This is a genomic window from Ignavibacteriota bacterium (genome assembly GCA_016212665.1).
Lineage (GTDB): Bacteria > Bacteroidota > Ignavibacteria > UBA10030 > SZUA-254 > FW602-bin19.
The window spans coordinates 50,186-75,205 of the sequence record JACREZ010000034.1 but is presented as its reverse complement, the minus strand read 5'-3'; the positions used below and the strand labels follow the sequence as shown (position 1 = coordinate 75,205).

General features: G+C 46.7%; 16 protein-coding genes. 9 read left to right on the top strand and 7 right to left on the bottom strand.

Annotation, left to right across the window (positions count from 1 at the left end; genetic code table 11):
- Positions 1 to 86 precede the first annotated feature (86 nt).
- The 7 genes from HY960_12305 to HY960_12275 all read right to left on the bottom strand — a co-directional run bounded on the left by HY960_12305 (position 87) and on the right by HY960_12275 (position 13,936).
- Positions 87 to 626, bottom strand: coding sequence for a dCTP deaminase (locus HY960_12305; GenBank protein MBI5216524.1), 540 nt, complete (start codon positions 624 to 626; stop codon positions 87 to 89).
- A gap of 30 nt (positions 627 to 656) precedes the next feature.
- On the bottom strand, positions 657 to 1,958 hold the full coding sequence (gene thrC, locus HY960_12300) for a threonine synthase (protein MBI5216523.1): 1,302 nt from the start codon (positions 1,956 to 1,958) through the stop codon (positions 657 to 659).
- Entirely contained in the window at positions 1,955 to 2,899 is a 945-nt protein-coding gene (locus tag HY960_12295; GenBank protein MBI5216522.1) for a homoserine kinase, read from the bottom strand. The genes thrC and HY960_12295 overlap by 4 nt, the downstream gene beginning before the upstream one ends.
- Before the next feature lie 96 nt (positions 2,900 to 2,995).
- The gene (locus tag HY960_12290; GenBank protein ID MBI5216521.1) at positions 2,996 to 12,130 is read right to left on the bottom strand and encodes an IPT/TIG domain-containing protein; all 9,135 of its coding nucleotides are present in this window, start codon (positions 12,128 to 12,130) and stop codon (positions 2,996 to 2,998) included.
- Between the two features lie 204 nt (positions 12,131 to 12,334).
- A complete protein-coding gene (gene sixA / locus HY960_12285) occupies positions 12,335 to 12,814 on the bottom strand; it encodes a phosphohistidine phosphatase SixA (GenBank protein ID MBI5216520.1) in 480 nt (159 codons plus the stop codon).
- A 44-nt stretch (positions 12,815 to 12,858) separates the two neighbouring features.
- On the bottom strand, positions 12,859 to 13,209 hold the full coding sequence (locus tag HY960_12280) for an arsenate reductase (GenBank protein ID MBI5216519.1): 351 nt from the start codon (positions 13,207 to 13,209) through the stop codon (positions 12,859 to 12,861).
- Positions 13,210 to 13,273: 64 nt separating this feature from the next.
- A complete protein-coding gene (locus tag HY960_12275; protein MBI5216518.1) occupies positions 13,274 to 13,936 on the bottom strand; it encodes an outer membrane beta-barrel protein in 663 nt (220 codons plus the stop codon).
- A 190-nt stretch (positions 13,937 to 14,126) separates the two neighbouring features.
- Between HY960_12275 and HY960_12270 the strand changes: the two genes are divergently transcribed.
- From HY960_12270 to HY960_12230, 9 genes are all read left to right on the top strand, one after another.
- Positions 14,127 to 14,546 carry a hypothetical protein gene (locus tag HY960_12270; GenBank protein MBI5216517.1) on the top strand — a complete coding sequence of 140 codons (420 nt, stop codon included), beginning with the start codon at positions 14,127 to 14,129 and terminating at the stop codon, positions 14,544 to 14,546.
- Positions 14,547 to 14,859: 313 nt separating this feature from the next.
- A complete protein-coding gene (locus HY960_12265) occupies positions 14,860 to 16,575 on the top strand; it encodes a T9SS type A sorting domain-containing protein (protein ID MBI5216516.1) in 1,716 nt (571 codons plus the stop codon).
- A gap of 110 nt (positions 16,576 to 16,685) precedes the next feature.
- Positions 16,686 to 18,914, top strand: coding sequence for an adenylate/guanylate cyclase domain-containing protein (locus HY960_12260; GenBank protein ID MBI5216515.1), 2,229 nt, complete (start codon positions 16,686 to 16,688; stop codon positions 18,912 to 18,914).
- 279 nt (positions 18,915 to 19,193) lie between these two features.
- A complete protein-coding gene (locus tag HY960_12255) occupies positions 19,194 to 20,180 on the top strand; it encodes an AAA family ATPase (GenBank protein ID MBI5216514.1) in 987 nt (328 codons plus the stop codon).
- Between the two features lie 61 nt (positions 20,181 to 20,241).
- Positions 20,242 to 21,117 carry a DUF58 domain-containing protein gene (locus tag HY960_12250; protein MBI5216513.1) on the top strand — a complete coding sequence of 292 codons (876 nt, stop codon included), beginning with the start codon at positions 20,242 to 20,244 and terminating at the stop codon, positions 21,115 to 21,117.
- 56 nt (positions 21,118 to 21,173) lie between these two features.
- A complete protein-coding gene (locus HY960_12245; protein ID MBI5216512.1) occupies positions 21,174 to 22,121 on the top strand; it encodes a hypothetical protein in 948 nt (315 codons plus the stop codon).
- 5 nt (positions 22,122 to 22,126) lie between these two features.
- Entirely contained in the window at positions 22,127 to 23,110 is a 984-nt protein-coding gene (locus tag HY960_12240; protein ID MBI5216511.1) for a VWA domain-containing protein, read from the top strand.
- Positions 23,110 to 24,180 (top strand): VWA domain-containing protein, encoded by a 1,071-nt coding sequence (locus tag HY960_12235; protein MBI5216510.1) that lies wholly within the window; start codon positions 23,110 to 23,112, stop codon positions 24,178 to 24,180. Before HY960_12240 ends, HY960_12235 begins: the two co-directional genes overlap by 1 nt.
- Positions 24,181 to 24,293: 113 nt before the next feature.
- Positions 24,294 to 24,995, top strand: coding sequence for a tetratricopeptide repeat protein (locus HY960_12230; GenBank protein ID MBI5216509.1), 702 nt, complete (start codon positions 24,294 to 24,296; stop codon positions 24,993 to 24,995).
- The last annotated feature ends 25 nt before the right edge of the window (positions 24,996 to 25,020 follow it).

Below are 25,020 nucleotides of genomic sequence, written 5' to 3'. Positions count from 1 at the left end.
ATCGGTTACAGGTTGTTATTTACTGGCTACTGGCTATTGAATACTGACATACTGATTACTCAACTACTTTGTACTCAACTACTCAACTACTTAATAAAATTTTTCCACATCATTGATTCCACCGGCTTCGTTGTCCGCTTCCGGTATTTGGCAGATTGTTTTTGATTATACGGAACGTCCACCTCGCCGCTGACTTCAAAATAAATCAACTGACCGATTGGCATTCCGGCATAAATCCGAACGGGTTGTCGGACGGAAATTTCTAACGTCCATGTATTGCAAAAACCGATGTCTCCTTTTCCCGCCGTCGCATGGATATCAATTCCAAGCCGACCGATACTGCTTTTTCCTTCAAGAAACGGAACATGGCGATGCGTCTCTGTGTATTCTTCTGTTACACCGAGATATAACTTGCTCGGCACGAGAATAATTCCTTCTTTAGGAATGGTAAAATACCGGACGTGATTGTGTAGCTTCGCGTCAAGAATTTCCTCCTTATACATCGCAAGCCATTTTCCGAGATGGACATCGTAACTGTTCGAACCGAGATATTTTCGCTTGAACGGCTTGATGACGATTGTCCCCTTTTTCATTTCTTCGAGGATTTGTTTGTCTGTAAGAATCATGAAATATTTCCGAATGCTGATGTTGAGTTATTATGTAAGAAGATTTTTCCAATCTTCATACTTCGTGCTTGTGCGGGTGGTTTGTTTTTGTCTGTTCAATGCTGAACGTAACACTACTGGCAACGGAACATCAACCCCGATTGCTTTTTTCACCACTTCAGGAAATTTTGCAGGATGAGCAGTCGAGGCGATAACCATCGGCTCGTGTATCGCCTGTTTTGACTTCATCGCTCGTGCTGAACAAACGCCGACCGCGGTATGCGGGTCAAGAATAGTTCCGGTTCGTTCGTACGTTAATTGAATTTCGCGCAATGTTCGCGCATCATCAATACTGAATGGCTCCATCTCGCTGAACATTTTCTGAAACTGAAAATCATAGACAACCTGAAGCCGTGCGAAGTTGCTTGGATTCCCGACATCCATTGCGTTGGAATAGGTCTGAATGGAATCACGAGGCGAAAATTTCCCTATCCACAAATAACTTCCCACAACATCGTTGACATTCATCGCCGCGCAAAACTTTCGAACAGGAATCCCCATATGCTTCGCGTACACCGCCGCCGTCAGGTTCCCGAAATTTCCGCTTGGCACAACCACAACGGGATTCTCTGTTTGTTTGAATTGAGACTGTAATTGAGCAACAGACCACGCATAATAGGTACTTTGCGGAAGCAACCTTCCGAGGTTGATGGAATTTGCCGTAGTAAGATTTTTTGCTCTCACAAGTTCGGCATCCGCGAGCGATTGTTTCACAAGTCGTTGGCAATCGTCAAACGTCCCATCCACTTCGATGGCGTGGATATTTCCACCGAGCGTTGTCATCTGTTGTTCCTGCAAGCGGCTGATTTTTCCTGATGGGTACAGCACATACACGTTAATGTTCGGGACATTGTAAAACCCGTGTGCCACTGCGCTTCCCGTATCACCAGAAGTTGCCACAAGAATTGTTATCTCGCGTTTATCTTTCTGCAAAAAATAGGAAAGTGTGTTTGCCATGAACCGCGCGCCGACATCTTTGAACGCGAGCGTCGGTCCGTGAAAGAGTTCGAGCAGGTAGAGATTTTGTTCGAGATGGACTAACGGAATCGGAAATGTAAACGACTGCTCGATGATGTTCTTCAAATCCGTCGAAGGAATTTCATCGAGAAAAAGCGAAAGCATTTCAAACGCAATCTCGTGATATGTTTTCTCTCGAAGACTTGAAACGAATCCCGGAGATAGTTTCGGGAGTAACTCCGGAACATACAAACTTCCGTCCGGCGCCTGTCCGTTGAACAACGTCTCACGAAAACTTACTGACGGGCTTTCTCCTTTGACGCTTCTGAACTTCATCCGTTTTGTACTTTCATCATTGTTGCCCCTTCAACATTCGTTATCGAAATATAAATTTCCGATTTCACACCCGCGACTTTTCTAAACTCGTTGCTCATTGCTTTGCCAATTTCCTTTGCTTGTTTGATTGAATAAGCAACCGCGAACATCGAAGGACCGGAACCCGATATGGAACACCCCGTTGCACCGCTCTCCAGAGCGGCTTGCTTCACCTCATCAAATGCCGGAATCAATTTCGAACGAACCGGTTCGACAATCACATCTTCAACACACTTGCCGATGAGTTTAATATCTCCATCCATCAATCCAACAGTCAATCCGCTGACGTTACCCCATTGATGCACTGCTTGCCTGAGTGGAATTTGTTTCGGTAAAATATTCCGCGCTTCTTCCGTTCGGACAATGACATGCGGATGAACGACAACCCACACAGGAGATTTCTTCATCGGAATTTGTACAACATCGAGCGGGTTGTAACTCCGAATCAAACATACGCCGCCAAGAAGCGACGGCGCGACATTATCAGCGTGCGGCGAGCCGGAAGCCAATCGTTCTCCTTCGACGGCAAACCGGAGTAAGTCCCTTCGTTTCAACTGCTTGGGAAGTAACTCGTTTACTGCGACGACGGAAGCAACACTGCTCGCCGCAGAACTTCCCAATCCCGAACCGACTGGCATGAGTTTGTTCAACACCATCCTGACACCAAACGGCGGTCTGACTTCCTCTAATAATAGTGTCGCAACATGCGCTGCAACATTCTTTGTTGTTGAAGGAACCGTTTTCTTTTTTGATTGAACCGAGAATGTAAGTCCTTCTTCCTTCGTTCGTTCAGCAACCACGATATCGCCCGGCGCATGAATCGCAACGCCGAACACATCATAGCCGGAGCCGAGATTGGCAACTGTTGCCGGTGCGAAGACTGTAACTTGTTTGGTTGTCATGGTTTACTTGGGGAAAAATATAGCACAAGTGAAGATGAATACAAAAAGCAAAGCCCGCTTATGGGCGGGCTTTTATTGTGACTCATTGAAGCGAGACTATTTAAGCATAAGCATCTTTTTCACCTCAGTGTACGCAACATTCGAACGATTGGCAATATCAAACGCAAGCAGGCGATACGTATAAACGCCGCTCGGTACATCAACTGCGTTCCATTCCATTTCGTAGTTGCCCTGTTCCCGTTGTTCATTGATAAGTTCGGCAACTTCTTCGCCGAGCATGTTATAGACTTTGAGCGAAACCCAATACGTTCCCGGCACGGCAAACCGAATTGTCGTGGATGGATTGAACGGATTCGGGTAGTTTTGCTTCAAGGCAAACTCTGTCGGTAACGGTTCGCCTTCACCGATTTCCAGCAGGAGTTCTTTTACGCTCTCATCTTCAATCGTAATGCTTCCGCTCTTCTTCAGTTCGATGGGATTAACAGGGACACCATCTTTCATCGAAGAAATTCTGATTGACGAAAACTGGCTTTTCGATTTATCGAAGTGGAGCGTCAAAGGATATGTCGCAGAGGAAATTTGCAGACGGTATTCGATGTTCTTCTTCTGCGTGTTGCTGAACATCTCAACCAACTTTCCGTTTGAACCTTCCGCTTGTGGTGCAAAACGGACATCGAAGATACCCTTCATCACGGGACCTAATTCATATTTTTTTGCAAGAACAACATCTGCATCGGCAACTCCGCCGAAAAAGATACGCTGTTCAATTCCTTTGGCATCAACCACAAGCATTGCATGGAGATTGTCAAGAATTGCAAGTTTGGGAAGCACATCGAATGCAACGCCGCTCGTCGCCGTTCCGCTCGGAGTGGTTAATTGAATGTTTCCATCGGTAGCGCCGCTTGGTACAGTCGCAGTCACCGAGGTATTCGAGTTAAACGTGAACACGGCAGACGTACCGTTGAATGTCACCGATGTTACTCCGGTAAATGCTTCTCCGGTAATGGTAATACTTGCACCTACCACGCCGTTTCCGGGCGCAAAACTTGCAATCGAAGGGGGAACAGTGAAGAAGGTGGAACTTGTTGCCGTTCCCGCGGCCGTAGTCACGGTAACGCTTCCTGTTGTTGCACCGCTCGGAACAGTAGCAGTAATGGCGGTTGATGAAGAGACCGAGTAACTTGCACTGACACTGTTGAACTTCACCGATGAGGCTCCGGTAAAGGCAGAACCATTAATTGTTATTGATGTTCCGACAACGCCTGAAGCGACCGAGAAACCGGTAATGTTCGGTAACACGGTAAATGACCCCGCACTTGATGCGGTTCCGCCTGCGGTTGTTACGCTCACAAGTCCGGACGTTGCACCCGCGGGGACGGTAACATCAATTTGCGTTGTGGAAACGACAGTAAAATTCGCGCCGCCAACACTCACACCATTTATTCTGACAAATGTAACACCCGTAAACGATGTCCCGATGATAGAGAATGTCGAGCCAATAACACCGCTTGAAACAGTCAAACTACTGATTGCGGGTGCGACGGAGAAATTCGAACCGCTTGTTCCGCTTCCAGATGGGGTTGTCACCACAATGGTTCCTGTAGTCGCGCCAACCGGAACAGTTGCGGTGAGTTGTGTATTTGAGACAAAAGTAAAGGAAGCGTTCGTTCCGTTAAAGGCAACGCTTGTAGTGCCGGTGAATGCCTGTCCGTTGATTGTAATGCTTGCACCTTCCGCGCCGCTCGTTGGAGCAAAACTTGAGATGCTCGGAGTGACTGTAAAGTTCGATGCGCTTGTTGCTGTTCCTGCGGCAGTAGTTACTGTTACAGGACCGGTTGTGGCTCCGCTTGGAACTGTTGCTGTTATTGCAGTTGATGAACTAACTGAGAAACTTGCACTGACACCGTTGAATGTCACCGAAGTCGCCCCGGTAAATGCCGAGCCGTTGATTGTTCGTGAAGCGCCTACTGTTCCCGTAGCAGAACTGAATCCTGTAATGTTCGGCAGCACGGTGAAACTTGAGGAACTGTTCACTGTTCCGCTTGGAGTTGTTACGCTTATCAAACCGGTGGTTGCGCTCGCCGGAACGGTTGCATCAATTTGGGTTGATGAAACAACCGTATAGGTAATAACTGCAACGCCATTCACTGAAACTGCCGTTGCACCGGTAAGATTCGTTCCGGTTATCGTTACCACCGAACCGATGACATCGCTCGAAGGAGAAAATCCTGAGATTGTCGGAGGAACGGTAAATGTTCCCATGATGTCGTTGCCGGATAAATTTGTGACTCCGATATTTCCCGTTGTCGCTCCGGCTGGAACCGTTGCCGTTATCTGTGTATATGAATTGAGAGTAAAACTCGCGTTGGTCCCGTTAAAATTCACCACGGTCGTTCCGGTAAATCCGGTTCCCGTAATAACAACAGACGTTCCGGCAATCCCGCTTGAAGGCGCAAATCCTGTCACATCCGGTTCGATACCAAAACTTGTTGTACTGGTTCCTGTGCCGGATGGTGTTGTTACGGCAATCACTCCATCCGTTGTTCCATTCGGAACAGTCGCGGTAATCTGGACATCAGAATCAACGGTGAAACTCGCACTTGTGCCGTTAAATGTTACAGACGTTGCACCGGTGAAACTTGTGCCTGTGAGAACAACCGGCATTCCTACTTGTTCGGTTGAAGGAGTAAAACTTGTTATCTCAGGAGTGACGGAGAAATTTGTTGCACTAAAATCATTCCCATCAGGAGTCGTTACTTCAATCAAACCGGTTGTCGCTCCCGTCGGAACTGTTGCATCAATTTGTGTTGAAGAAACAACGGTGAAAGCGACCGCACTCGTACCATCAAATGCTACATCTGTAGCGCCGGTGAAGTTTGTTCCAAGAATTGTTACTACATCTCCAACCACTCCACTTGTAGGAGAGAAACTTGTAATGTTCGGACCAACCGAGAAGTTCGTTGCACTCGTTGCGGTTCCGGCGGCTGTTGTTACAGTGATAGTTCCCGTTGTCGCACCCGATGGAACGGTAGCCGTAATCTGTGAATACGAATTAACCGTATATGATGCGTTCACACCATTAAATGCAACCGCGGTTGCACCGGTAAACGCTGTACCGGTGATTGTCACCGATGAACCAACAACTCCGCCTGCCGGTGTGAAACTCAGAATTGTTGGAAGCACAGTAAAGTTTGTACTGCTTGTTCCGGTTCCCGATGGTGTTGTTACCGAGACGGTTCCTGTTGTTGCATTGTTCGGAACCGTTGCAGAAATATCTATATCAGAATTGACAGTGAAAGAGGCACTCACTCCATTGAAGAGAACAGAAGTTGCACCTGTAAACCCTGTTCCATTGAGAGTAATCGGGTCACCTACTTCACCACTTGATGGAGTAAAACTTGTTACATCCGGCTCGACTGTGAAGTTTGTAGCGCTGAAATCCGTTCCGTCAGGTGTCGTAACACTAATCAAACCCGTCGAAGCGCCGGAAGGAACAGTTGCATCAATTTGTGTTGCCGATACAACAGTAAATGTTATCGCGCTGACTCCGTTGAAGGAGACATCCGTTGCGCCGGTGAAGTTTGTTCCGAGTATCGTTACAACATCGGTAATCACTCCGCTTGTCGGAGAGAAACTTGTAATGTTCGGTTCCACGGCAAAGTTTGTCGCACTCGTTGCTGTACCGGAAGGCGTCACAACTGTAATCGCTCCTGTGGTTGCAGTTGCAGGCACCGTTGCAGTAATTTGTGAATACGAATTAACCGTGTACGATGCGTTCACTCCGTTGAATGCAACCGAAGTCGCACCGGTAAATGCTGTTCCGGTTATCGTTACTGACGCACCGACGATGTCGCTCAATGGTGTAAAGCTGTCAATGTTCGGCTGAACAGTAAAGTTGCTTGTGCTTGAATTGGTGCCTGACGGAGTAGTCACAGTAACGACTCCTGTCGTTGCCAGATTCGGAACCGTTGCGGTAATATCAATATCTGAATTCACCGTGAAACTGCAACTCACTCCGTTGAACTGAACATCCGTCGCACCGGTAAACCCGGTTCCATTAATGGTGATGTTGTCACCGACAATTCCGGCAGTCGGAGTGAAGCTTGAAACATCCGGTAATACCGTGAAATCGGTTGCGCTATAATCCGTTCCGTCCGGATTTGTAACGCTAATTGGTCCGGTTGTTGCGCCGTTTGGAACGGTTGCGTTGATAAGAACATCGGACAAAACAGTAAACGTTGCCGATGTTCCATTGAAGTCAACATCGGTTACTGCTGTCAATGTCGTTCCGGAAATATTCACCGATGAACCAATCACACCGCTTGTCGGAGTGAACGAAGTAATATTTGGTAACACGGTAAAGTTTGTCGCGCTATTATCCGTTCCGGAAGTTGTCGTCACCGTAATCACACCGGTTGATGCATTGCTCGGAACCGTTGCAGTAATTTGTGAATACGAGTCAATCGTAAATGTAGCGCTCGTTCCATTGAACTGAACATCGGTTGTACCGATGAAGGCTGAACCAAAAATGGTGACGTTATCACCGACTACACCATTTACCGGAGTAAATCCGGTGATGTTCGGCTCGACATTGAAGTACGAAGAACTTGTTGCTGTTCCGTACGGTGTCGTGATGACAATCGAACCGGTCAACGCGCCAAACGGAACGAAAGCATCAACTTGAGATTCTGAAACAACTGTGTATCCTGCGCTCGTCCCGTTGAACGTCACCGACGTTGCGTTGTTCAATCCCGAACCATTAATAGTTACTGCATCGCCAACGATTCCTGTCGTCGGTGTGAAACTATCAATCTTCGGAAGAACAATGTACGCGGTTGAACTTGCATCGGTTCCTTCTGTGGGTGAAGTTACCGTAATCAAACCGGTTGTAGCCGTTGCCGGAACAGTTGCAGTAATCTGTGAATAGGAGTCAACAGTAAATGTCGCTGAGACGCCATTAAATTCAACCGTACCAACAGTCAGGAAATTTGTTCCCGTGATAGTTACATTATCTCCGACATATCCGCTTGCAGGGGTGAAACTGAGAATGTCCGGTGTAACCGTATAATCAGATGCTGTCGTAAATGTTCCGACTGTGTTCACTACGGTTATTGGTCCCGTCGTCGCACCGTATGGAACAACAGTTGTGATTTGAACATCAGAATCAATCGTGAACGAAGTTGTCACTCCATTAAAATCAACTGAGGTTGTTGTGCAGAATCCTGTTCCTGTGAGAATCACCGTTGTCCCAACCGGTCCGCTCGTCGGTGAAAAACTTGTTACGTCGGGAACATTCACCGGTACAAAATCCGTCGCGCTCTCCGCAGTTCCGATGGATGAAATGACTTTGATTCTCCCTGTCGTTGCTGTTGCCGGAACAGTAAGAACAAGTTCTGTTGATGAGTTCACGGTAAACAAGCAGAACGAGGTGTCAATCAACACTTCCGTGACACTGATGAAACTCGTTCCTGTCACTGTCACCTGTGTTAAAATTTCAGAGCATGCAGGAGTAAAACTCGTGATAGAAATCGGAGGAATCACTGTATACGTGCCTGCACTGAATGTCGTTCCGGCTGTGGTTGTCACCGTGAACGAACCGCTTGTCGCACCGACCGGCACGACCGCCCTAATTGATGTTGAAGATTGAACTGTGTATGTAACTGCTACACCATTCAATAATACAGAAGTGACATTGGTGAATCCCGTCCCCGTTATGAAAACCGTGTTCCCGACGACTCCGGAGGTCGGGGCAAAGGTGGTGATATTTGGTAACACCGTATAGTTTGTTCCTCCCGTCGCCGTACCGGACGATGTTGTAACGCTCACAGGTCCCGTTGTTGCGCCGCTTGGAACCGTGGCTGTAATTTCAGTTGAACTGTTCACCGTGTACGATGCAATAACGTTATTGAATCGAACCGCTGTTACACTACTAAATCCTGTTCCGGTAATTGTAATGGATGAACCAATCGTTCCGCTTGTCGGGGTAAAACTTGATAACGTTGGTGTTACGGTAAAATTGTTGGTTGTCATCACTGTTCCGCTTGCAGTTGTTACAACAATCTTTCCTGTTGTCGCTGTGCCGGGAACCGTTGCCGTAATCTGCGTTGAAGAAACATTGGTAAATGTCGCGCTCACGCCGTTGAATGTTACACTCGTCGCCGTCAGGTTTGACCCGAAAATAGAAACAACCGTTCCTGTGGCGCCGCGATTCGGAGTGAAACTGGTAACCGTCGGCGGTGCAGTAATGGTAAAGTCACTCGCACTCGTAGCAGTACCGGAAGTAGTAGTTACTGCAATTTTCCCGGTCGTTGTTCCTGATGGAACTACAGCAGTTATCTGAGTGGCTGAATTCAAAGTGAATGTTGAACTTACTCCATTAAATTTCACTGAGGTCGCTCCGATAAATCCGCTTCCACTGATGACAACCGATGTCCCGCTCGTTCCGCTTGTTGGAGTGAAACTTGTCAGTTGCGGCGTTACGCTGAACGTTCCCGTGCTGACAACATTTCCTGAAGAAGCAACAAGAGTGATTTTTCCCGTGCTTCCGTCCGCCGGAACCGTTGCGCTTATGGTTGTTGATGAGATTATGGTAAACGTTGTTGCACTCACACCATTAAACAACACATTGGTTACGGAACTAAGATTTGCCCCGGTGATGCTTACCACTGTTCCGACCGGACCGCTCGTCGGCGTAAAGGTTGCAATTGATGGACCGGCGGTGACGGTGAAGCTCGAAGAACTTGTTCCGGTCCCGGACGGATTGATAACACTTATTTTTCCTGTTGAAGCGCCCGTCGGTACCGTTGCTGTAATTTGAGTTGATGACGCTACTGTAAAACTCGTTGCGTTCGTCCCGTTAAACTGAACTCCGCTCGCATCAGAGAAATTCGTTCCGTTGATAGTTATTGTCGTACCGACCGTTCCGCTCGTCGGTGAAAATGATGAAACCGTCGGCGGCGTCAACGGTGATGTTACGGTAAAGTTCGTGTTGCTCGGCGCAGAACCGGCAGTCGTTACAACCCGAACCGGACCCGTTGTTGCCGAACTCGGAACGGTTGCTGTAATTTGATTCACACTATTGACGGTAAAGGATGCGCTGACATCATTAAACCGAACAGACGTAACACCGCTGAAACCGGAACCGGAAATCACAACCGTACTTCCCGTTGTCCCGCTCGTTGGTGAAAACGAAGTAATCGAAGGAAGCACAGTGAACGTTGTTGAACTATTCGATGAACCGAGAGAAGTTGTCACCGTGATGTAGCCGGTTGTTGCAGTGGAGGGAACGACGGCGGTAATCTGAGAAGATGAAACAACCGTTGCCGATGCAGCGACGCCGTTAAACTGTACCGACGCTCCGGTAAAGTTCGCGCCGAGAATTGTAATCGTTGCGCCCGTTGTACTGCTTGATGGAGAAAAACTTGTGATGACCGGCGCGCCTGTTACGGTGAAGTTTGTCGAACTTGTCACCGTACCTGATGGAGTTGTCAGCGAAATCTTGCCCGTTGATGCGCTCGATGGAACCGTTGCAGTTACTTGATTTGCCGAATTGATTGTGAATCCCGCGCTCACACCATTAAACTTCACCGAGTTTGTTCCACTCAATCCCGAACCCGTAATCACAACACTTGAGCCTGTAGCACCGCTTGATGGAGTGAAACTTGTCAACTGAGGAAGCACACTGAAACTGCTCGAACTTGTTGCAAAATCTGAAGACGTGCTGACCGAAATCTGTCCGATGCTCGCTGCTGTCGGAACGACGGCAGAGATTGAAGTGGATGAACTGACGGTGAAACTTGCACTGACACCGTTAAACAATACATCCGTTACGTCGCTGAAACCGGTTCCGGTGATAACAACCGTTGCCCCTACATTTCCACTTGAGGGCGAGAAACTTGAGATAGCCAATCCGGTCGTTGAACCTGTCACGGTAAAATCGGTTGCGCTCTCAGCCGTTCCCGCGGCAGTTGTCACTTGAATCGAACCCGAACCAGCACCCGAAGGAACCGTAGCACGAATTGAAGTTGATGACCGAACTGAAAACGTCGCGCTCACACCATTAAACGTTACCGAAGTCGCTCCCGTAAAATTCGTTCCTGTAATATTCACCGTTGTACCAACCGGTCCGCTTGATGGCGTGAACGAGGTAATATTCGGAAAAATGCTGAAGTTTTCAGGGCTTGTCGCTGTACCTGCTGACGTAGTAACAGTAATTTCTCCGGTTGTTGCCCGCGAAGGAACTACTGCTGTAATTGAATTTTCTGAATTTGCTGTAAATGTCGCTGTAATTCCATTGAACTTTACCGAACGGACAGTTGTAAATCCTGTTCCCGTAATCGTTACGACATCTCCTGCTACTCCACTCGTGGGAGAGAAACTTGTGACGCCTGGTAATACCGTAAAACTCGTCCCGCTCAAATCAGTTCCTGCCGCGTTTGTAACACTGATTTTTCCTTTTGTCGCGTTTGCGGGAACAGTTGCATTAATCTGTGTTGATGAAATAATCGTAAACGATGCCGATGCACCGTTGAACGAAACCGCTGTGGCAATATCAAAACCTGAACCTATGATAGTTACAGAAGCACCTGCGGCTCCGCGTGTCGGACTGAACCGGGAAATGTTCGGCGGGAAGAGAATGGTAAAGGCGCTTGAACTTTGTGTGGAGGAACTTGAAGTAGCGAGAGTAACTTTTCCGCTCGTAGCACGGGTTGGAACAGTGGCGGTAATTTGTGTTGCAGAATTTCTTGTGAAGGTTGCCGTCGTCCCGTTAAACTTTACCGAGGTTACACCGGAGAAATTTCCCCCCGTGATGATAACTGTTGAACCGCGTGGTCCGCTCGTCGGACTAAAACTATCAATTCTCGGGAAGACCGTAAAATCAGAATTACTCAATCCTGTACCACCTGAAGTTGTTACAGAGACTTTTCCTGTCGTGTTGTTATCGGAAAGCGTCATCGTTATCTGCGTTGCAGAAAGGACCGTAAACGAAGAAACACTCACTCCGTTCACCGCTATGGCTGTTGCGCCTGTTAGGTTTGTTCCGTTGACGGTAACAAGTGTTCCTCCGGAACCGCTCGATGGCGAGAAACTCGTAACCGTCGGAGCAGCAAATACTTCGTTCGGATTGCCTACCTCCTGTGTCGTTCTGTCCAACTTCTGACCGAATGCGAACGCTCCGAGAGTACTAAGAATTACAAAGAAAATAAATGTAGATTGAACCAATCGTTTCATGACAAACCCCATGCAAAAAAATAAAACAAAGTAAACCGACGGTTTCCCATCGGCTTGTGACAAAAATTGAGTTTACGGTTATTTAAACAGTAAGAATATAATCTGAATAATGTAAACAGTCAAGCAGTTTAGTCAATAAAAAATAGATTTTTTCTTTGATTTTCCCCCTTTCGCCCTTCTCTATGCCAACCTCACCAAAACTGCTTAAAACAGTTGCATTTGCTCATTTGTCAGCAACCAGTGAAGCGTCCCCTTTCCGGCAAAAATTGGCTTGGGAACAGAAAGACATCCTAAACTTCCTTTTGTAAACAGAATATCGGTCATTGCTGAATGACTAATGAGTTGGGAAAGCATCGCGCGCAGTTGCGGTTCATGTCCGACTAATAACGGCGCGGAGAAATTTTGCCCGTTGAGTTGTTGAATCATTTGCCGGGGATCGCTTCCCGGCACAAGAAAATCTGAAATGCTGACGTCGTTGATTCGGAGTTCTTCCTGAATAATTTCGGAGGTTTGTCGTGTTCTTGCATATGGACTGGAGATGATTACATCAGGACGAACATTTAACTTTTGAAGTGCCTTTCCGACGACCAACGCCTGCGATTCCCCCTTTTCCGAAAGCGGGCGAAATAAATCGTTCGGTGCGAACTCTGCGGCTTCACAGTGGCGTAATAAATATATGTGCATTTTTTTTACCTGATTAAAGAACAACAAAATTTGAACAACGAACGTTAGAGAATCTCTTTCAATCTTTCGATAGGTCGCACAAGAATCCCCTTTTTTCCCTTCACGATAATTGGTCGTTGAATCAGGTCGGGATGTTTTACCATCAAAGAAAGAAGTTCGTCGTCATCGAATGTTCGTTCGGCAAGTCTCATTTCTTTGTAAAGGGATTCCTTCGTTCTCAATAATTCACGCGGAGAAACTTGTAACTTATGGCAAATCTCTTTCAATGATTCAACAGTAAACGATTCCACATAATAATTGACCGACTCAAACTCGATTGCTTTTTCTTTGAGGTGATGAATGACATTTCTGCACGTTGTGCAGGTTGGTTTTTGATAAACAGTAAGTTTCGGCATCGCTCTAAAACAGAGAAGGCGACAAGAACTTCGTCGCCTTCAAATTCAACCTAAAAATAAACCCTTACAATCGGTAACGTATTCCACCGGTTGTGGTAAAATGCTGAGTCAACGGGTTCGAGACAGCAAGTATATATTTTCCTTCAACGTAGATTGCTAACACATCGCCAAGCGGGACATCAACACCGATACCGAGGTTCCATGAAAAATCAGTTCGCGAATTTTCCGGAACGGGCATCACCGTATCTGCAACGATATCCCACAACGTAATCTCATTTTGTTTGAAACTGTTCCAGCCGACACCAAGAAGAAAATAGGGCGCAATGGTACGTTCCGTTGAAAATGTTCCTTTATAGTTTAGGTGCACGTTAAATATTTTCACCGAACCGCCGCCGGGGATCCAATCTGTCGCGTTTTTATTGTAACTCTTCAAAATTTCGTCATTGTTCGCATCGAAACTGTTGTACCCGAGCGTCAAATACAATGCGCTGTACCCGACATCTCCGGTTTTTAACATCGCACCAAGTCCGCCATGAATATCAATTCCTTGCTTTGATTGATTTTTGAATTCCTGTGGGATATAAGGATACGCTATTCCGCCTCCGATGGAAAACTCAAATCCTTTGATTGCTGATTCCTCCATCATCGGTTCGGTCGAACTTTCCTGGGCAACGGAAAACGATGTAAACAAGAAGAATAGAGTGAATACAATGTGCGATAATTTCATAATCATTCCTTAGTTGAAAAAATATTACCAACATCAGTTTCAAATCCATCACTGAGCACGTTGGTTCAAAAAGAGTGTGCAAATATACCAACATTCATCTTGATTTTCAAAGGGAACGAAACAAAAATACAATCGCTATTTGAAGTTAGCAAGGGAATTCAATATATTTTTCATCATTATGTAATCATCTATGAAATACTTTACTCTACTGTTCCTCGTCTGCCTTCTTTTCGTTTCCTGTAATGATTCAGAAGAATCAACCGCTCCTCCCGCAACCATTCAACCCAAACTTTCCAGCATTCAGACTGAAATCTTTGATAAGAGTTGCGGAACGTCTTCCTGTCACGGAGGAAGCGCAGGCGGGTTGAATCTTCAAAACGGAAATTCGTACAGCCAGTTAGTGAACGTACAAAGCAATAACGACGGCGCACACACTCCTTCGTTTCGGCGCGTTCTTCCCGGTAAACCCGATTCAAGTTTTTTGATTATCAAACTGACAAATCCCAATTCATCACAAGGCAACTTGATGCCGCAAGGCAGTAGTGCGTTGTCCCAGGAAAAAATCAATGCCATCAGGCAATGGATAACCAACGGCGCACTGAATGATTAACCGTTTCTTTTGCACAACGTTCTCGCGGCGTCTTCATGTTTTGTTATGTTGATGTCATGCAACGTAGATTCTCCTTCAGAATCGGATTATCGGGAAGATAGAACACTTGAATTGCCACCTTAGGAAATGGGAGTACAAGTGAGTGGCGCAATGCGCTCGGAAGTTTTTCGGAGAGGAGGAACAATATTTCATTTAGTGACCCTTCCTTTTGCAATTCCCATTTTTTTTCGTTTCTTATCACTGCCGTTCACGGTGTGAACAGAATACGCCCGCACGCGTTTGTTTGTTTTGTTCTGTTTTTTTGAGGTCATGTATGAAATGTCTGTTACTATTCAGCGTTATCGTTTTTTTCAGTCAGTTGTTTCCGGTTGATGCATTAGCACAGTGGATACAAATTCCCGGAACGGACGGAAAGTATTTGTATGCAATTTCCGGCGACGGGCAAACGATGTTTGCCGGTGGAATCGACAGTCTCTACCGTTCGACGAATTACGGAATGAGTTGGCAAAGCATCGAAACGGATTTGCCAAATGACGCGACTGTCATTTCCCTCATGAATTCGGGAGAGAATGTTGTTGCGGGGACGGATTTCTGGGGAGTCTATCGCTCGCTCGATAACGGAGTCACGTGGGATTCGACAACGCTTGAATATTTTACGGTCTATTCTCTTGGGAGAAACGGCTCTACGTATTTTGCCGCCGCCGATTTGTTCGAGTGTCTCGATGATTGCGGTATCTTTCGCTCGACCGACAACGGATTTACATGGGACAACATTTTCTTCAACGCCGACCCGCTGACATTTTCCGTTTCTTCTTCCGGTTTACTCCTCTCCGATTATGAAGACCTTTATCGTTCTACCAACAACGGAAATCTTTGGACACGACTAAACGCACTTCCGAATCAAGGTTATATTTATGCAACACGAGTGTTTGGCAATACCATTTTTGTCGCAACCGACTCTGGTCTTTATCGCGAGACATTGCCCGATACAACGTGGCAACTGAGTTCTTCCGGATTACCTGCGAATGCTCAGGTTGTGAACTTTGCAGAAAGTGGAAGCACATTGTTTGCAAACATAGACGGCGCAAGCGTGTATGTTTCGGAAGATTCCGGTGCGAGTTGGCAATCGCTCAACGACGGACTACCGAATGGAATCTCGGTTCAACTGGTTCATGCACAAAACGGATTTCTCTACGCGACAACAAGCGATGGAATCTGGGTACGGGCGGTGGATGATGGAAAGGCGGCACTATTATATACCATTCAAGCGGGATGGAATATGGTTTCGCTCCCGGGTGTTCCTTTGACGAAAGTGAAGACCCTTCTGTATCCCGATGCAAATTCTCCAGCGTTTTATTATCAAGCAGGATATGTAATGAGTGATTCGTTGTGGAACAGATACGGATATTGGGTGAAGTTTCCTTTCGCTGACACATTGTTGGTGTTGGGAGATATGGTGAACAGCGATTCGATACCCGTATTGAGTGCATGGAATCTCATCGGCTCCATTTCCGATACGGTCAGCGTTGCTTCCATCGGAAGTGTTCCGCCCGGACTTGTAACTTCTTCATTTTTCGGATATTCAAACGGATATGAGATCGCCGACAGCATCAAGCCGGCGAAGGCATATTGGGTGAAAGCAAATCAAAACGGAACACTGTTCCTTAACTCAACAACAACATCATCGAACAAAATCAGTATTGTCCCGACAGATGAACCGCCTCCGGCTCCACCGGAAATTTCTTCTACAAACTCACCACTACCAACCCACAACTCACTGTTGCAGAATTATCCGAACCCATTCAACCCGACGACGAATTTCGGATTTCGGATTGTGAATTTCGGATTGGTGACATTGAAAGTATTTGATGTTCTTGGGAGAGAAGTTGCAACGCTTGTGAATGGGAATTTACATTCCGGAATATACAACGTTTCGTGGGATGCGTCTGGACAGCCGAGTGGTGTTTACTATTATAAATTGCAAACGGAGAAATTTACAGAGACGAAGAAGTTGTTGCTGGCGCGGTAGTCAATGGGAATAATTCGATAGAGAACAATCGAGAAGATTTCTTTAGGAGTCAAACGCAATGAGATATCAATCCGATTAACTATATTCTCACCGAACAGTTGTGACCATGCATGAGCAAATTCTTCGGCAAACCAAAAGAAGATTCTGAACAAATTTCCGGTAGTGAAACTCTCAGTATCCTGAAACGCTTCACGGTGAGTTTCAGTCTTGCATTGTTTGTTATTCTGTTCACTCACCTGTTTGAATTTTCTCCTCTCCAGCGCTTCGAACTTTCGACCATTGATTTCCGTTTCCGTCAACGCGGTCCCATTCAGGTTCCGCAGGAATCACTTGATGTAGTGATTGTTGAAATCTCGAACGAATCCTTCAAGTCATTACCGGAACAGTGGCCCTGGCCCCGTTCATACCATGCACGACTTGTGAGAAATCTGAAACGCGCAGGCGCAATTGCAGTCGGATTCGATATTCTCATGAGCGAACCGGACGCACGGGATGTTGCCAACGATGATGATTTCAGAAGTGCAATCAAAGAAACAAAAATGGTTGCTCTCGGAGGAAAAACGGAAATCGGAAATCAGGGATTCACGATGCGTACAAACGAAGAACTGTACGGCAATATCTTTTTTCCGGTTGATAGTTCCATCGGTATCGTGTATGTGCGGAACGATGATGATGGAGTCTATCGCCGTTACCGTCCATTTACGTTCGACCCGGCGCAGGAACGGAAACTCCCTTCGCTTGCCCTTGCAACACTGAATAAAGCATTCAACAAGCCTCCCTTCTTCACAGCAGAAAATTTCTCCGATAAATTTCAGTACGCAGAAAAAATCATCCCCAAAGCGGACGACGTTTCGTTCCTCATCAACTACTACGGACCGGACAGGACATTCAAGCATGTGAACTATGCGGATGTTATCGATGACCAAGAATTTTCCACCGCGGATGAATTATCAACAGAAGAAGAAATCAATACGCTCGATGACCCGGATTTCGGGTTGCTGTACGATGGTACGTTTGCCGGAAAGATTGTTCTCGTCGGCTCGACTTTGCCGGAAGACAAAGATTTGTTTCCTGTGCCGATGACGCTCGGCAGGCAGGCGGGCGATAATCTTATGTACGGAGTGGAGATTCATGCGAACGCGATTCAAAATGTGCTGGATGAGACAGCGTTGCACAAAGAACCTTGGTGGCTTGATATTCTCCTTATCGCTTTCCTTTCCTTCTTGGTTTTTCATTCTACAACATGGTTGAAAGTTTTTCGTTTTCGATGGCATGCACTGAATGAAATTCTCAGTGCACTGTTGACCATCATTCTTCTTGCCGGAATTGTTTTGCTTGCTCAGTTCTTATTCGATACACAACACTATGTTCTCACGATGGTGAATCCGATGCTTGCCGTTGTCGTCAGTTATATCGGCGCGACAGTGTATAACTATCTCGGTGAGCGAAAACAGAAGACGTACATCAAAGGATTGTTCAGTCGCTACGTAAGTCCTGCTGTTGTGAATTCGTTGATTGAACATCCTGACCGTGTGCGACTTGGAGGCGAGAAGAAAGAACTGACTGTGTTCTTCAGTGACATTGCGGGATTCACATCCATCTCCGAACAACTTTCGCCGGAAGAACTTGTCCATCTTTTAAATGAATATCTGAGCGAAATGACTGCGCTCGTGTTCAAGCATGACGGGACGTTGGATAAATACATTGGTGATGCGGTGATGGCAATTTGGGGCGCGCCGATTCCACAGAACGACCACGCACTGCGCGCGTGCAAAGCCGCGCTCGAAATGCAGGAAGTGATTTTCGAAATGAACCGGCGTTGGAAAAAAGAAGGAAAGCCGGAACTTGGCGCGCGAGCGGGAATTAATACCGGTGATATGATTGTCGGAAATATGGGGGGGGTGCGGCGATTCGATTACACCGTCATCGGCGATAACGTGAACCTTGCCTCACGACTTGAGAGCGCGAACAAACAGTACGGCTCGCGCATTATGATTGCTGAACGAACCTATCAACTTGTTGCCTCAGATGTTCTTGTACGGGAACTTGATTCGCTCGTTGTGAAAGGAAAAACTCAGCCGGTGAAAGTGTACGAACTTCTCAGTTTCTCGAAAGACCCGTTGCCTCCGCGAGGAATGCAATTCCTTGAAGTGTATAACCGGAGTCTCGAACTCTACAAACACCGCGAATGGGAGAAGGCAATTGAATCGTTCGAGCAGGCGCGCAAATTGCTCGGTGAAGATTACGCATCGAAGATGTACATCGGTCGTTGTCGGCATTACATCAACGAGCCGCCTGCTGATGATTGGGACGGCGCATTTGTGCTGAAGACGAAATAAGTATCCAGAGCTCGTTACTACAAAGTCAACCATTTTGCAATTCCCGTTGTCATATTGATGGCTTTGATTTTTACCCCAATTTTGCTAAATTTGTCCCGCTTGTAGCAAGTCCCCTTGCAAATTTTTGTAAACTGTCATCTGCATCTATTCTTTTTACACGGAATTCATTGGATGACAGTTCGTATTTCTGTAGGGAACTCTCAGAAGAACGGGACTTGTTAAAATGACTCTACGAGTCGTAAACCACAAACATGGAAGTATCATAACTAATCAAACAACATGGCAGACATTAAAGAACTCAACGAACGCATCCAGCGCGAAAGCGCATTCATTGATTTATTGCTTATGGAAGTCGGCAAAGTCATCATAGGGCAAAAATACATGGTTGAGCGGTTGCTCATCGGCTTGCTCTCGAACGGACATGTGTTGCTCGAAGGCGTGCCTGGACTTGCAAAAACGCTCGCCATCAAAACGCTCTCGTCGGCAATTCAGGCAAAGTTCCATCGCATTCAGTTCACGCCCGATTTGCTTCCGGCAGACGTTGTCGGAACAATGGTGTTCAATCAGAAGTCGGGAGATTTCTCTGTTCGCAAAGGTCCCATCTTTGCCAATTTTATTTTGGCAGATGAAATCAACCGTGCGCCCGCGAAAGTGCAAAGTGCATTGCTTGAAGCGATGCAGGAACGACAAGTCACCATTGGTGACACTACGTTCAAGTTGGACGACCCGTTCCTCGTGCTTGCAACGCAAAACCCCATCGAACAGGAAGGAACGTATCCGCTTCCCGAAGCACAGGTTGACCGTTTCATGTTGAAAATAAAAATAGATTATCCGAACCGCGAAGAAGAACGGCTTATCATGCGGCAGAATATTGCCTCAACTCAGGTGCAGGTAAAATCGGTCATCGCACCGGCGGAAATTATCAAAGCGCGCTCGACCGTTCAGGAAGTATATATGGATGAAAAAATCGAGCGATACATTCTCGACATCGTCTTTGCAACGCGCAAGCCGAAAGATTTCAAGCTCGATAAACTGACGAATATGATTAGTTACGGCGCGTCACCGCGTGCGAGCATCAGTCTCGCGCTTGCGGCAAAAGCATTTGCATTCATCAAACGTCGCGGGTACGTTATCCCCGAAGACATTCGCGCAACCTGTCATGATGTTCTCCGTCATCGTATCGCAGTCACGTATGAAGCAGAGGCGGAAAATATTACTTCGGAGAATATAGTTGATGACATCTTGAATACTATAGAGGTACCTTAATTGTTAGTCATCCGTCAATGACATTATTTAAGGTACAAAGAACCACATACTCAGTACGGTAATGGACAGCCAAGAATTACTAAAGAAGGTTAGGAAGATAGAGATACGCACGAAAGGATTGGTGAACCACATCTTTTCGGGTGAGTATCATAGCGTGTTCAAAGGGCGCGGGATGGCGTTCAGTGAAGTGCGCGAGTATCAATACGGCGATGACATCCGCATGATTGACTGGAATGTTTCCGCGCGGTTCAACCATCCGTTCATCAAAGTGTTTGAAGAAGAACGTGAGTTGACGGTGATGCTTGTCGTTGATGTCAGCGCGTCGGGCGAGTTCGGGACGGTCTCTCAGATGAAGAAAGACATTGCAGCGGAGTTGTGCGCCGTACTTTCGTTCTCTGCAATTCAGAACAATGACAAAGTCGGCGTGATTTTCTTCAGCGATAAAATTGAGAAGTTTATCCCGCCGAAAAAAGGACGCACACATATTCTCCGTATCGTACGCGAGTTGTTGGATTTCAAGCCGGAGCGGAAAGGAACGAACATTGCCGAAGGTCTTCGCTATCTCACAAGCGCCATCAAAAAGAGAAGCATTGCATTTTTGATTTCCGATTTTCTCGGCGATGGGTTTGATGATGCGTTGAAAATTGCCGGACGAAAACATGATTTAATTGCTGTTCGTTTATTCGACCCGCGTGAGGCAGAGCTTCCTCAAAGTGGTTTCATCCGCGTCGTTGATGCGGAAACAGGTGAAGCGCTCTGGGTTGATTCAGGTGATGCCGGCGTTCGCAACGCGTATGTTCGCTGGTGGAAAGAACAGGAAGAGACGCGAAAGAAATTGTTCCGTCGGAGTGGTGTGGATGATATTGATATTCGAATTGACCAATCATATATTCAACCGCTGGTTGGTTTTTTCAGGCTACGTGAGAAGAGATGGTAACAGAATTTCGAATTTCGAATTGCCAATTGCGAATTAATCAATTGGTACTTCGTACTTTGTACTTGCTCCTATGGGTGTTGCTCACCGCTCAAAGTTCATTTCTCACAGCGCAGGAGGTGAAAGCGACTGCACGCGTTGATTCCAACAACATCATGATTGGCGATTGGCTTGGATTGCATATCGAAGTTCAGCACCGGGATAACACGACAATCCATTGGCCACAGATTGCCGACTCGCTTCAGGGAATTGAAATTATCAAACGGGGAGAAGTGCAAACGCAAAAGAATGGAAGCGATGTTCTCGAAAAAGCGGAGTACATTATTACCTCGTTTGATTCGGGAACGGTCGTTGTGCCGCCGTTACAATTTTTGTATTCGATGCTGGGCGATACTGCAAAGCGCATCGCCGAAACTTCACCCATTCCGATTTTCGTCCACACGGTTGATGTTGATACAACGCAGGACATCAAAGACATCAAACCGCCGCTTAGTTTGTCCATTACCTTTGCCGAACTTCTTCCGTACATCATCGGATTGGTTGTTCTTGGCGGGCTCGGTTATCTCTTCTATTATATATGGAACAAGCGGAGACGGGGCGAAAGCATCATTCCCGAGGCGCCGCCTCGACCCGCGCACGAAGTGGCTCTTGAAGCGCTTCGTTCGCTTGAATCCGAACATCTCTGGCAACGGGGAAAAATCAAAGAGCATTATTCGCAACTTACGGATATAGTTCGGATGTACATTGAACGCCGCTACCGCGTGATGGCGATGGAAATGGTAACGGATGAAATCATGGATTCCCCGGTGATTGCATCGCTCGAAAAACAGACACGTGAACCGTTGAAGGAATTGCTCGTCAAATCTGACTTCGTGAAGTTTGCCAAATATCAGCCGACACAACAAGACAACGAAACGAGCATCACTACCGCAACGAAGTTTGTCGAGCAGACATGGCGTGATGTTCACGTGCAACAAACCGTTCAACCCGAAGAGGTGAACGCATGATGGGAATGAGTTACGCTAACCCGGAATATTTTCTTCTCCTCCTGTTCGTTCCTCTGATGATTTTCTGGTACTGGAAGCGGCATCGTCAGCAATATGTAGAGTTGCAGGTTTCGAGCGTTCAGGTATTTCACCGCGTTCCGAAAACATGGAAGCATCGCCTGCGGCATTTGTTGTTCACGCTGCGCGTTGTCGCATTGATTTTTTTGACGGTCGCGCTTGCTCGTCCGTATTCGACATCAAAAGGCGAGCAGGTTTCGACGGAAGGAATTGACATCATTCTTGCAAACGATATTTCCGGAAGTATGCTTGCGGAAGATTTCCGTCCGAACAGAATTGAAGCCGCAAAAAAAATCGCACAGGATTTTATCGAAGGACGCCCTACCGACCGCATCGGCATGGTAGTGTTTGCCGGAGAAAGTTTCACGCAATGCCCGCTGACGATTGACCATGGCGTCCTCATCAATCTCGCGAAAGAAATCAAAAGCGGAATAATCGAAGATGGAACGGCAATCGGGATGGGACTTGCGACAGCCGTAAGCCGTTTGAAGGACAGCAAAGCGAAAAGCCGCGTTATTATTTTATTGACCGACGGTGTCAACAACCGCGGTTCTATTGACCCGCTCACCGCCGCAGGCATCGCGCAATCATTCGGGATTCGTGTTTATACGATTGGCGTCGGCACCATCGGTATGGCGCCGTATCCCGTGCAAACGCCGTTCGGCATTCAATATCAAAATGTTCCGGTGGAAATTGATGAACAGATGCTTCAGAAAATTGCAGACATGACCGGCGGGAAGTTTTTCCGCGCTACCGACAACCGGAAATTGAAAGCCATCTACGAAGAGATTGACAAACTCGAAAAAACGAAAATCGAAGTGACACAATTCAGAAAACATAAAGAAGAGTTCTACACAGCCGCGATGTTTGCGGGACTGTTTCTTTTGCTTGAATTGATTTTTGCTCAAACACTTTTCAGGAAAATTCCCTGATGATTCGGTTCGCACATCCTGAGTATTTGTATGCGCTGGCGCTCGTACCGCTCTTGCTCGTGCTGTTTTGGCTTGCTCGTCGCTGGCGGTTGAACGCGATGAAACGCTACGGCAATCTTTCGTTGCTCGAACAGTTGATGCCGCAGGCAAGCAAGAAGAAACCCATCCTGAAGTTCTTTCTTCATGCGGGAGCGTTCACGTTTCTTGTTCTCGGTCTTGCCAATCCGCAAATCGGGACTAAGATGGAAGAAGTAAAGCGTGAAGGTGTGGATATTTTTATCTGCCTCGATGTTTCCAACAGCATGAAATCGGAAGATATCAAACCGAACAGGTTGGAAAGTGCGAAGCGGGAAATTTCCCAGATGCTCGATAAGTTTGAAAACGACCGCATCGGCATTGTGGTGTTTGCCGGTGATAGTTACCTGCAACTTCCGCTCACGTCCGATTACAGCGCGGCGCGGCTTCTCATCAGCACGATTGATGTTGATATTGTTCCGATTCAGGGAACGGCAATCGGTTCGGCAATCAAGATGGCGATGAAATCGTTTGTCGAAGAAGAGAAAAAGCACAAGGCAGTCATTGTTATTACCGATGGTGAAAATCATGAAGACGATGCGTTGACTGCGGCGAAAGATGCGGCAGAAGAAGGCGCGGTTGTTCATACCATCGGCATGGGTTCGCTCGAAGGCTCGCCGATTCCGATTTATCAGGATAATGTTCAGGTCGGATTTAAAAAAGACCAGGAAGGAAGCGTCGTCATGACGAAACTTGATGAAAGCGGATTGCAACAAATCGCCGATGCAGGAAAGGGACGATATATTCGAGCAAGCAATCAGCAAAGCGAACTCGATGAAGTGCTGAAAGATATTCAAGCGATGGAGAAAAAAGAGTTCGGCGCAAAAGTCTTTACGGAATACGAAGACCGCTTTCAATATTTTCTTGCCGTCGCGGCGTTTCTATTGATACTCGAATATTTTTTATCTGAACGAAAGAATGTGTTGGTTGCAAAATGGAAGTCGCTGCTTGCAAAACCGTTCAGCCTCAGACGACAAAACTCGGAGTGGAAATGATGAAACGAAATGAAACAAGACTGATGGTGGGACGGACATTCCTGTCCGTCTGCCGTAATCTTTACAATAGAACGAGACAGGCAGGAATCCCTGTCCTACTGTTATTTTGTTTGATGATTTCAAGCGCGTTTGCTCAATCGGAACGCTCGCACATCCGCGACGGTAACAGCGCGTACAAAGAAAAAAAATATTCCGACGCAGAAGTCAGTTACAAGAAATCGCTTGAGAAAAACAAAGACCTTGTTGAAGGGTCATTCAATCTGGGCGATGCGTTGTATAAACAAGACCGGTTCGGTGAAGCGGCGGAACAATACCGCATGTCGGCAATGAAAGCGAAGGATAACGAAATCAAAGCGCAGGCGTTACACAACTTGGGCAATTCGTTGATGAAGGAACAGAAGTTTCAGGAAAGTCTTGCGGCGTACAAAGAAGCATTGAAAGCAAATCCGAAAGACACGGAAACGAAATACAACTACGAGTACGCAAAACGAATGCTTCAGCAACAACAGCAGCAGCAGCAACAACAACGTCAGGAAAAGAAAGACGACAAGAAACAGGACGAAAAACAGAATCAGGACCAACAAAAACAAGACCAACAGAAGCAGCAGCAACAGCAGCAACAGCAAGAGCAGCAAAAACAGGAACAGCAAAAACAAGAGCAAGCCAAACAACAACAGGCACAACAGAAAAAACAGCAAATCTCGAAAGAAGATGCTGAGAGAATTTTAGAAGCGCTGAAGAACGACGAGAAAAAAGTGCAAAAGAAATTACAAAAGAAAGTTCCTGCTCGCGGTCAGGTGGAGAAGGATTGGTGACTTGTAGGTCGAACTTCAGTTCTAC

Bases quoted from the DNA above. Each gene is read 5' to 3' on its own strand.
- HY960_12305 (MBI5216524.1), bottom strand. From the start codon at position 626: ATGATTCTTACAGACAAACAAATCCTCGAAGAAATGAAAAAGGGGACA.
- thrC (MBI5216523.1), bottom strand. From the start codon at position 1,958: ATGAAGTTCAGAAGCGTCAAAGGAGAAAGCCCGTCAGTAAGTTTTCGT.
- HY960_12295 (MBI5216522.1), bottom strand. From the start codon at position 2,899: ATGACAACCAAACAAGTTACAGTCTTCGCACCGGCAACAGTTGCCAAT.
- HY960_12290 (MBI5216521.1), bottom strand. From the start codon at position 12,130: ATGAAACGATTGGTTCAATCTACATTTATTTTCTTTGTAATTCTTAGT.
- sixA (MBI5216520.1), bottom strand. From the start codon at position 12,814: ATGCACATATATTTATTACGCCACTGTGAAGCCGCAGAGTTCGCACCG.
- HY960_12280 (MBI5216519.1), bottom strand. From the start codon at position 13,209: ATGCCGAAACTTACTGTTTATCAAAAACCAACCTGCACAACGTGCAGA.
- HY960_12275 (MBI5216518.1), bottom strand. From the start codon at position 13,936: ATGAAATTATCGCACATTGTATTCACTCTATTCTTCTTGTTTACATCG.
- HY960_12270 (MBI5216517.1), top strand. From the start codon at position 14,127: ATGAAATACTTTACTCTACTGTTCCTCGTCTGCCTTCTTTTCGTTTCC.
- HY960_12265 (MBI5216516.1), top strand. From the start codon at position 14,860: ATGAAATGTCTGTTACTATTCAGCGTTATCGTTTTTTTCAGTCAGTTG.
- HY960_12260 (MBI5216515.1), top strand. From the start codon at position 16,686: ATGAGCAAATTCTTCGGCAAACCAAAAGAAGATTCTGAACAAATTTCC.
- HY960_12255 (MBI5216514.1), top strand. From the start codon at position 19,194: ATGGCAGACATTAAAGAACTCAACGAACGCATCCAGCGCGAAAGCGCA.
- HY960_12250 (MBI5216513.1), top strand. From the start codon at position 20,242: ATGGACAGCCAAGAATTACTAAAGAAGGTTAGGAAGATAGAGATACGC.
- HY960_12240 (MBI5216511.1), top strand. From the start codon at position 22,127: ATGAGTTACGCTAACCCGGAATATTTTCTTCTCCTCCTGTTCGTTCCT.
- HY960_12235 (MBI5216510.1), top strand. From the start codon at position 23,110: ATGATTCGGTTCGCACATCCTGAGTATTTGTATGCGCTGGCGCTCGTA.
- HY960_12230 (MBI5216509.1), top strand. From the start codon at position 24,294: ATGATTTCAAGCGCGTTTGCTCAATCGGAACGCTCGCACATCCGCGAC.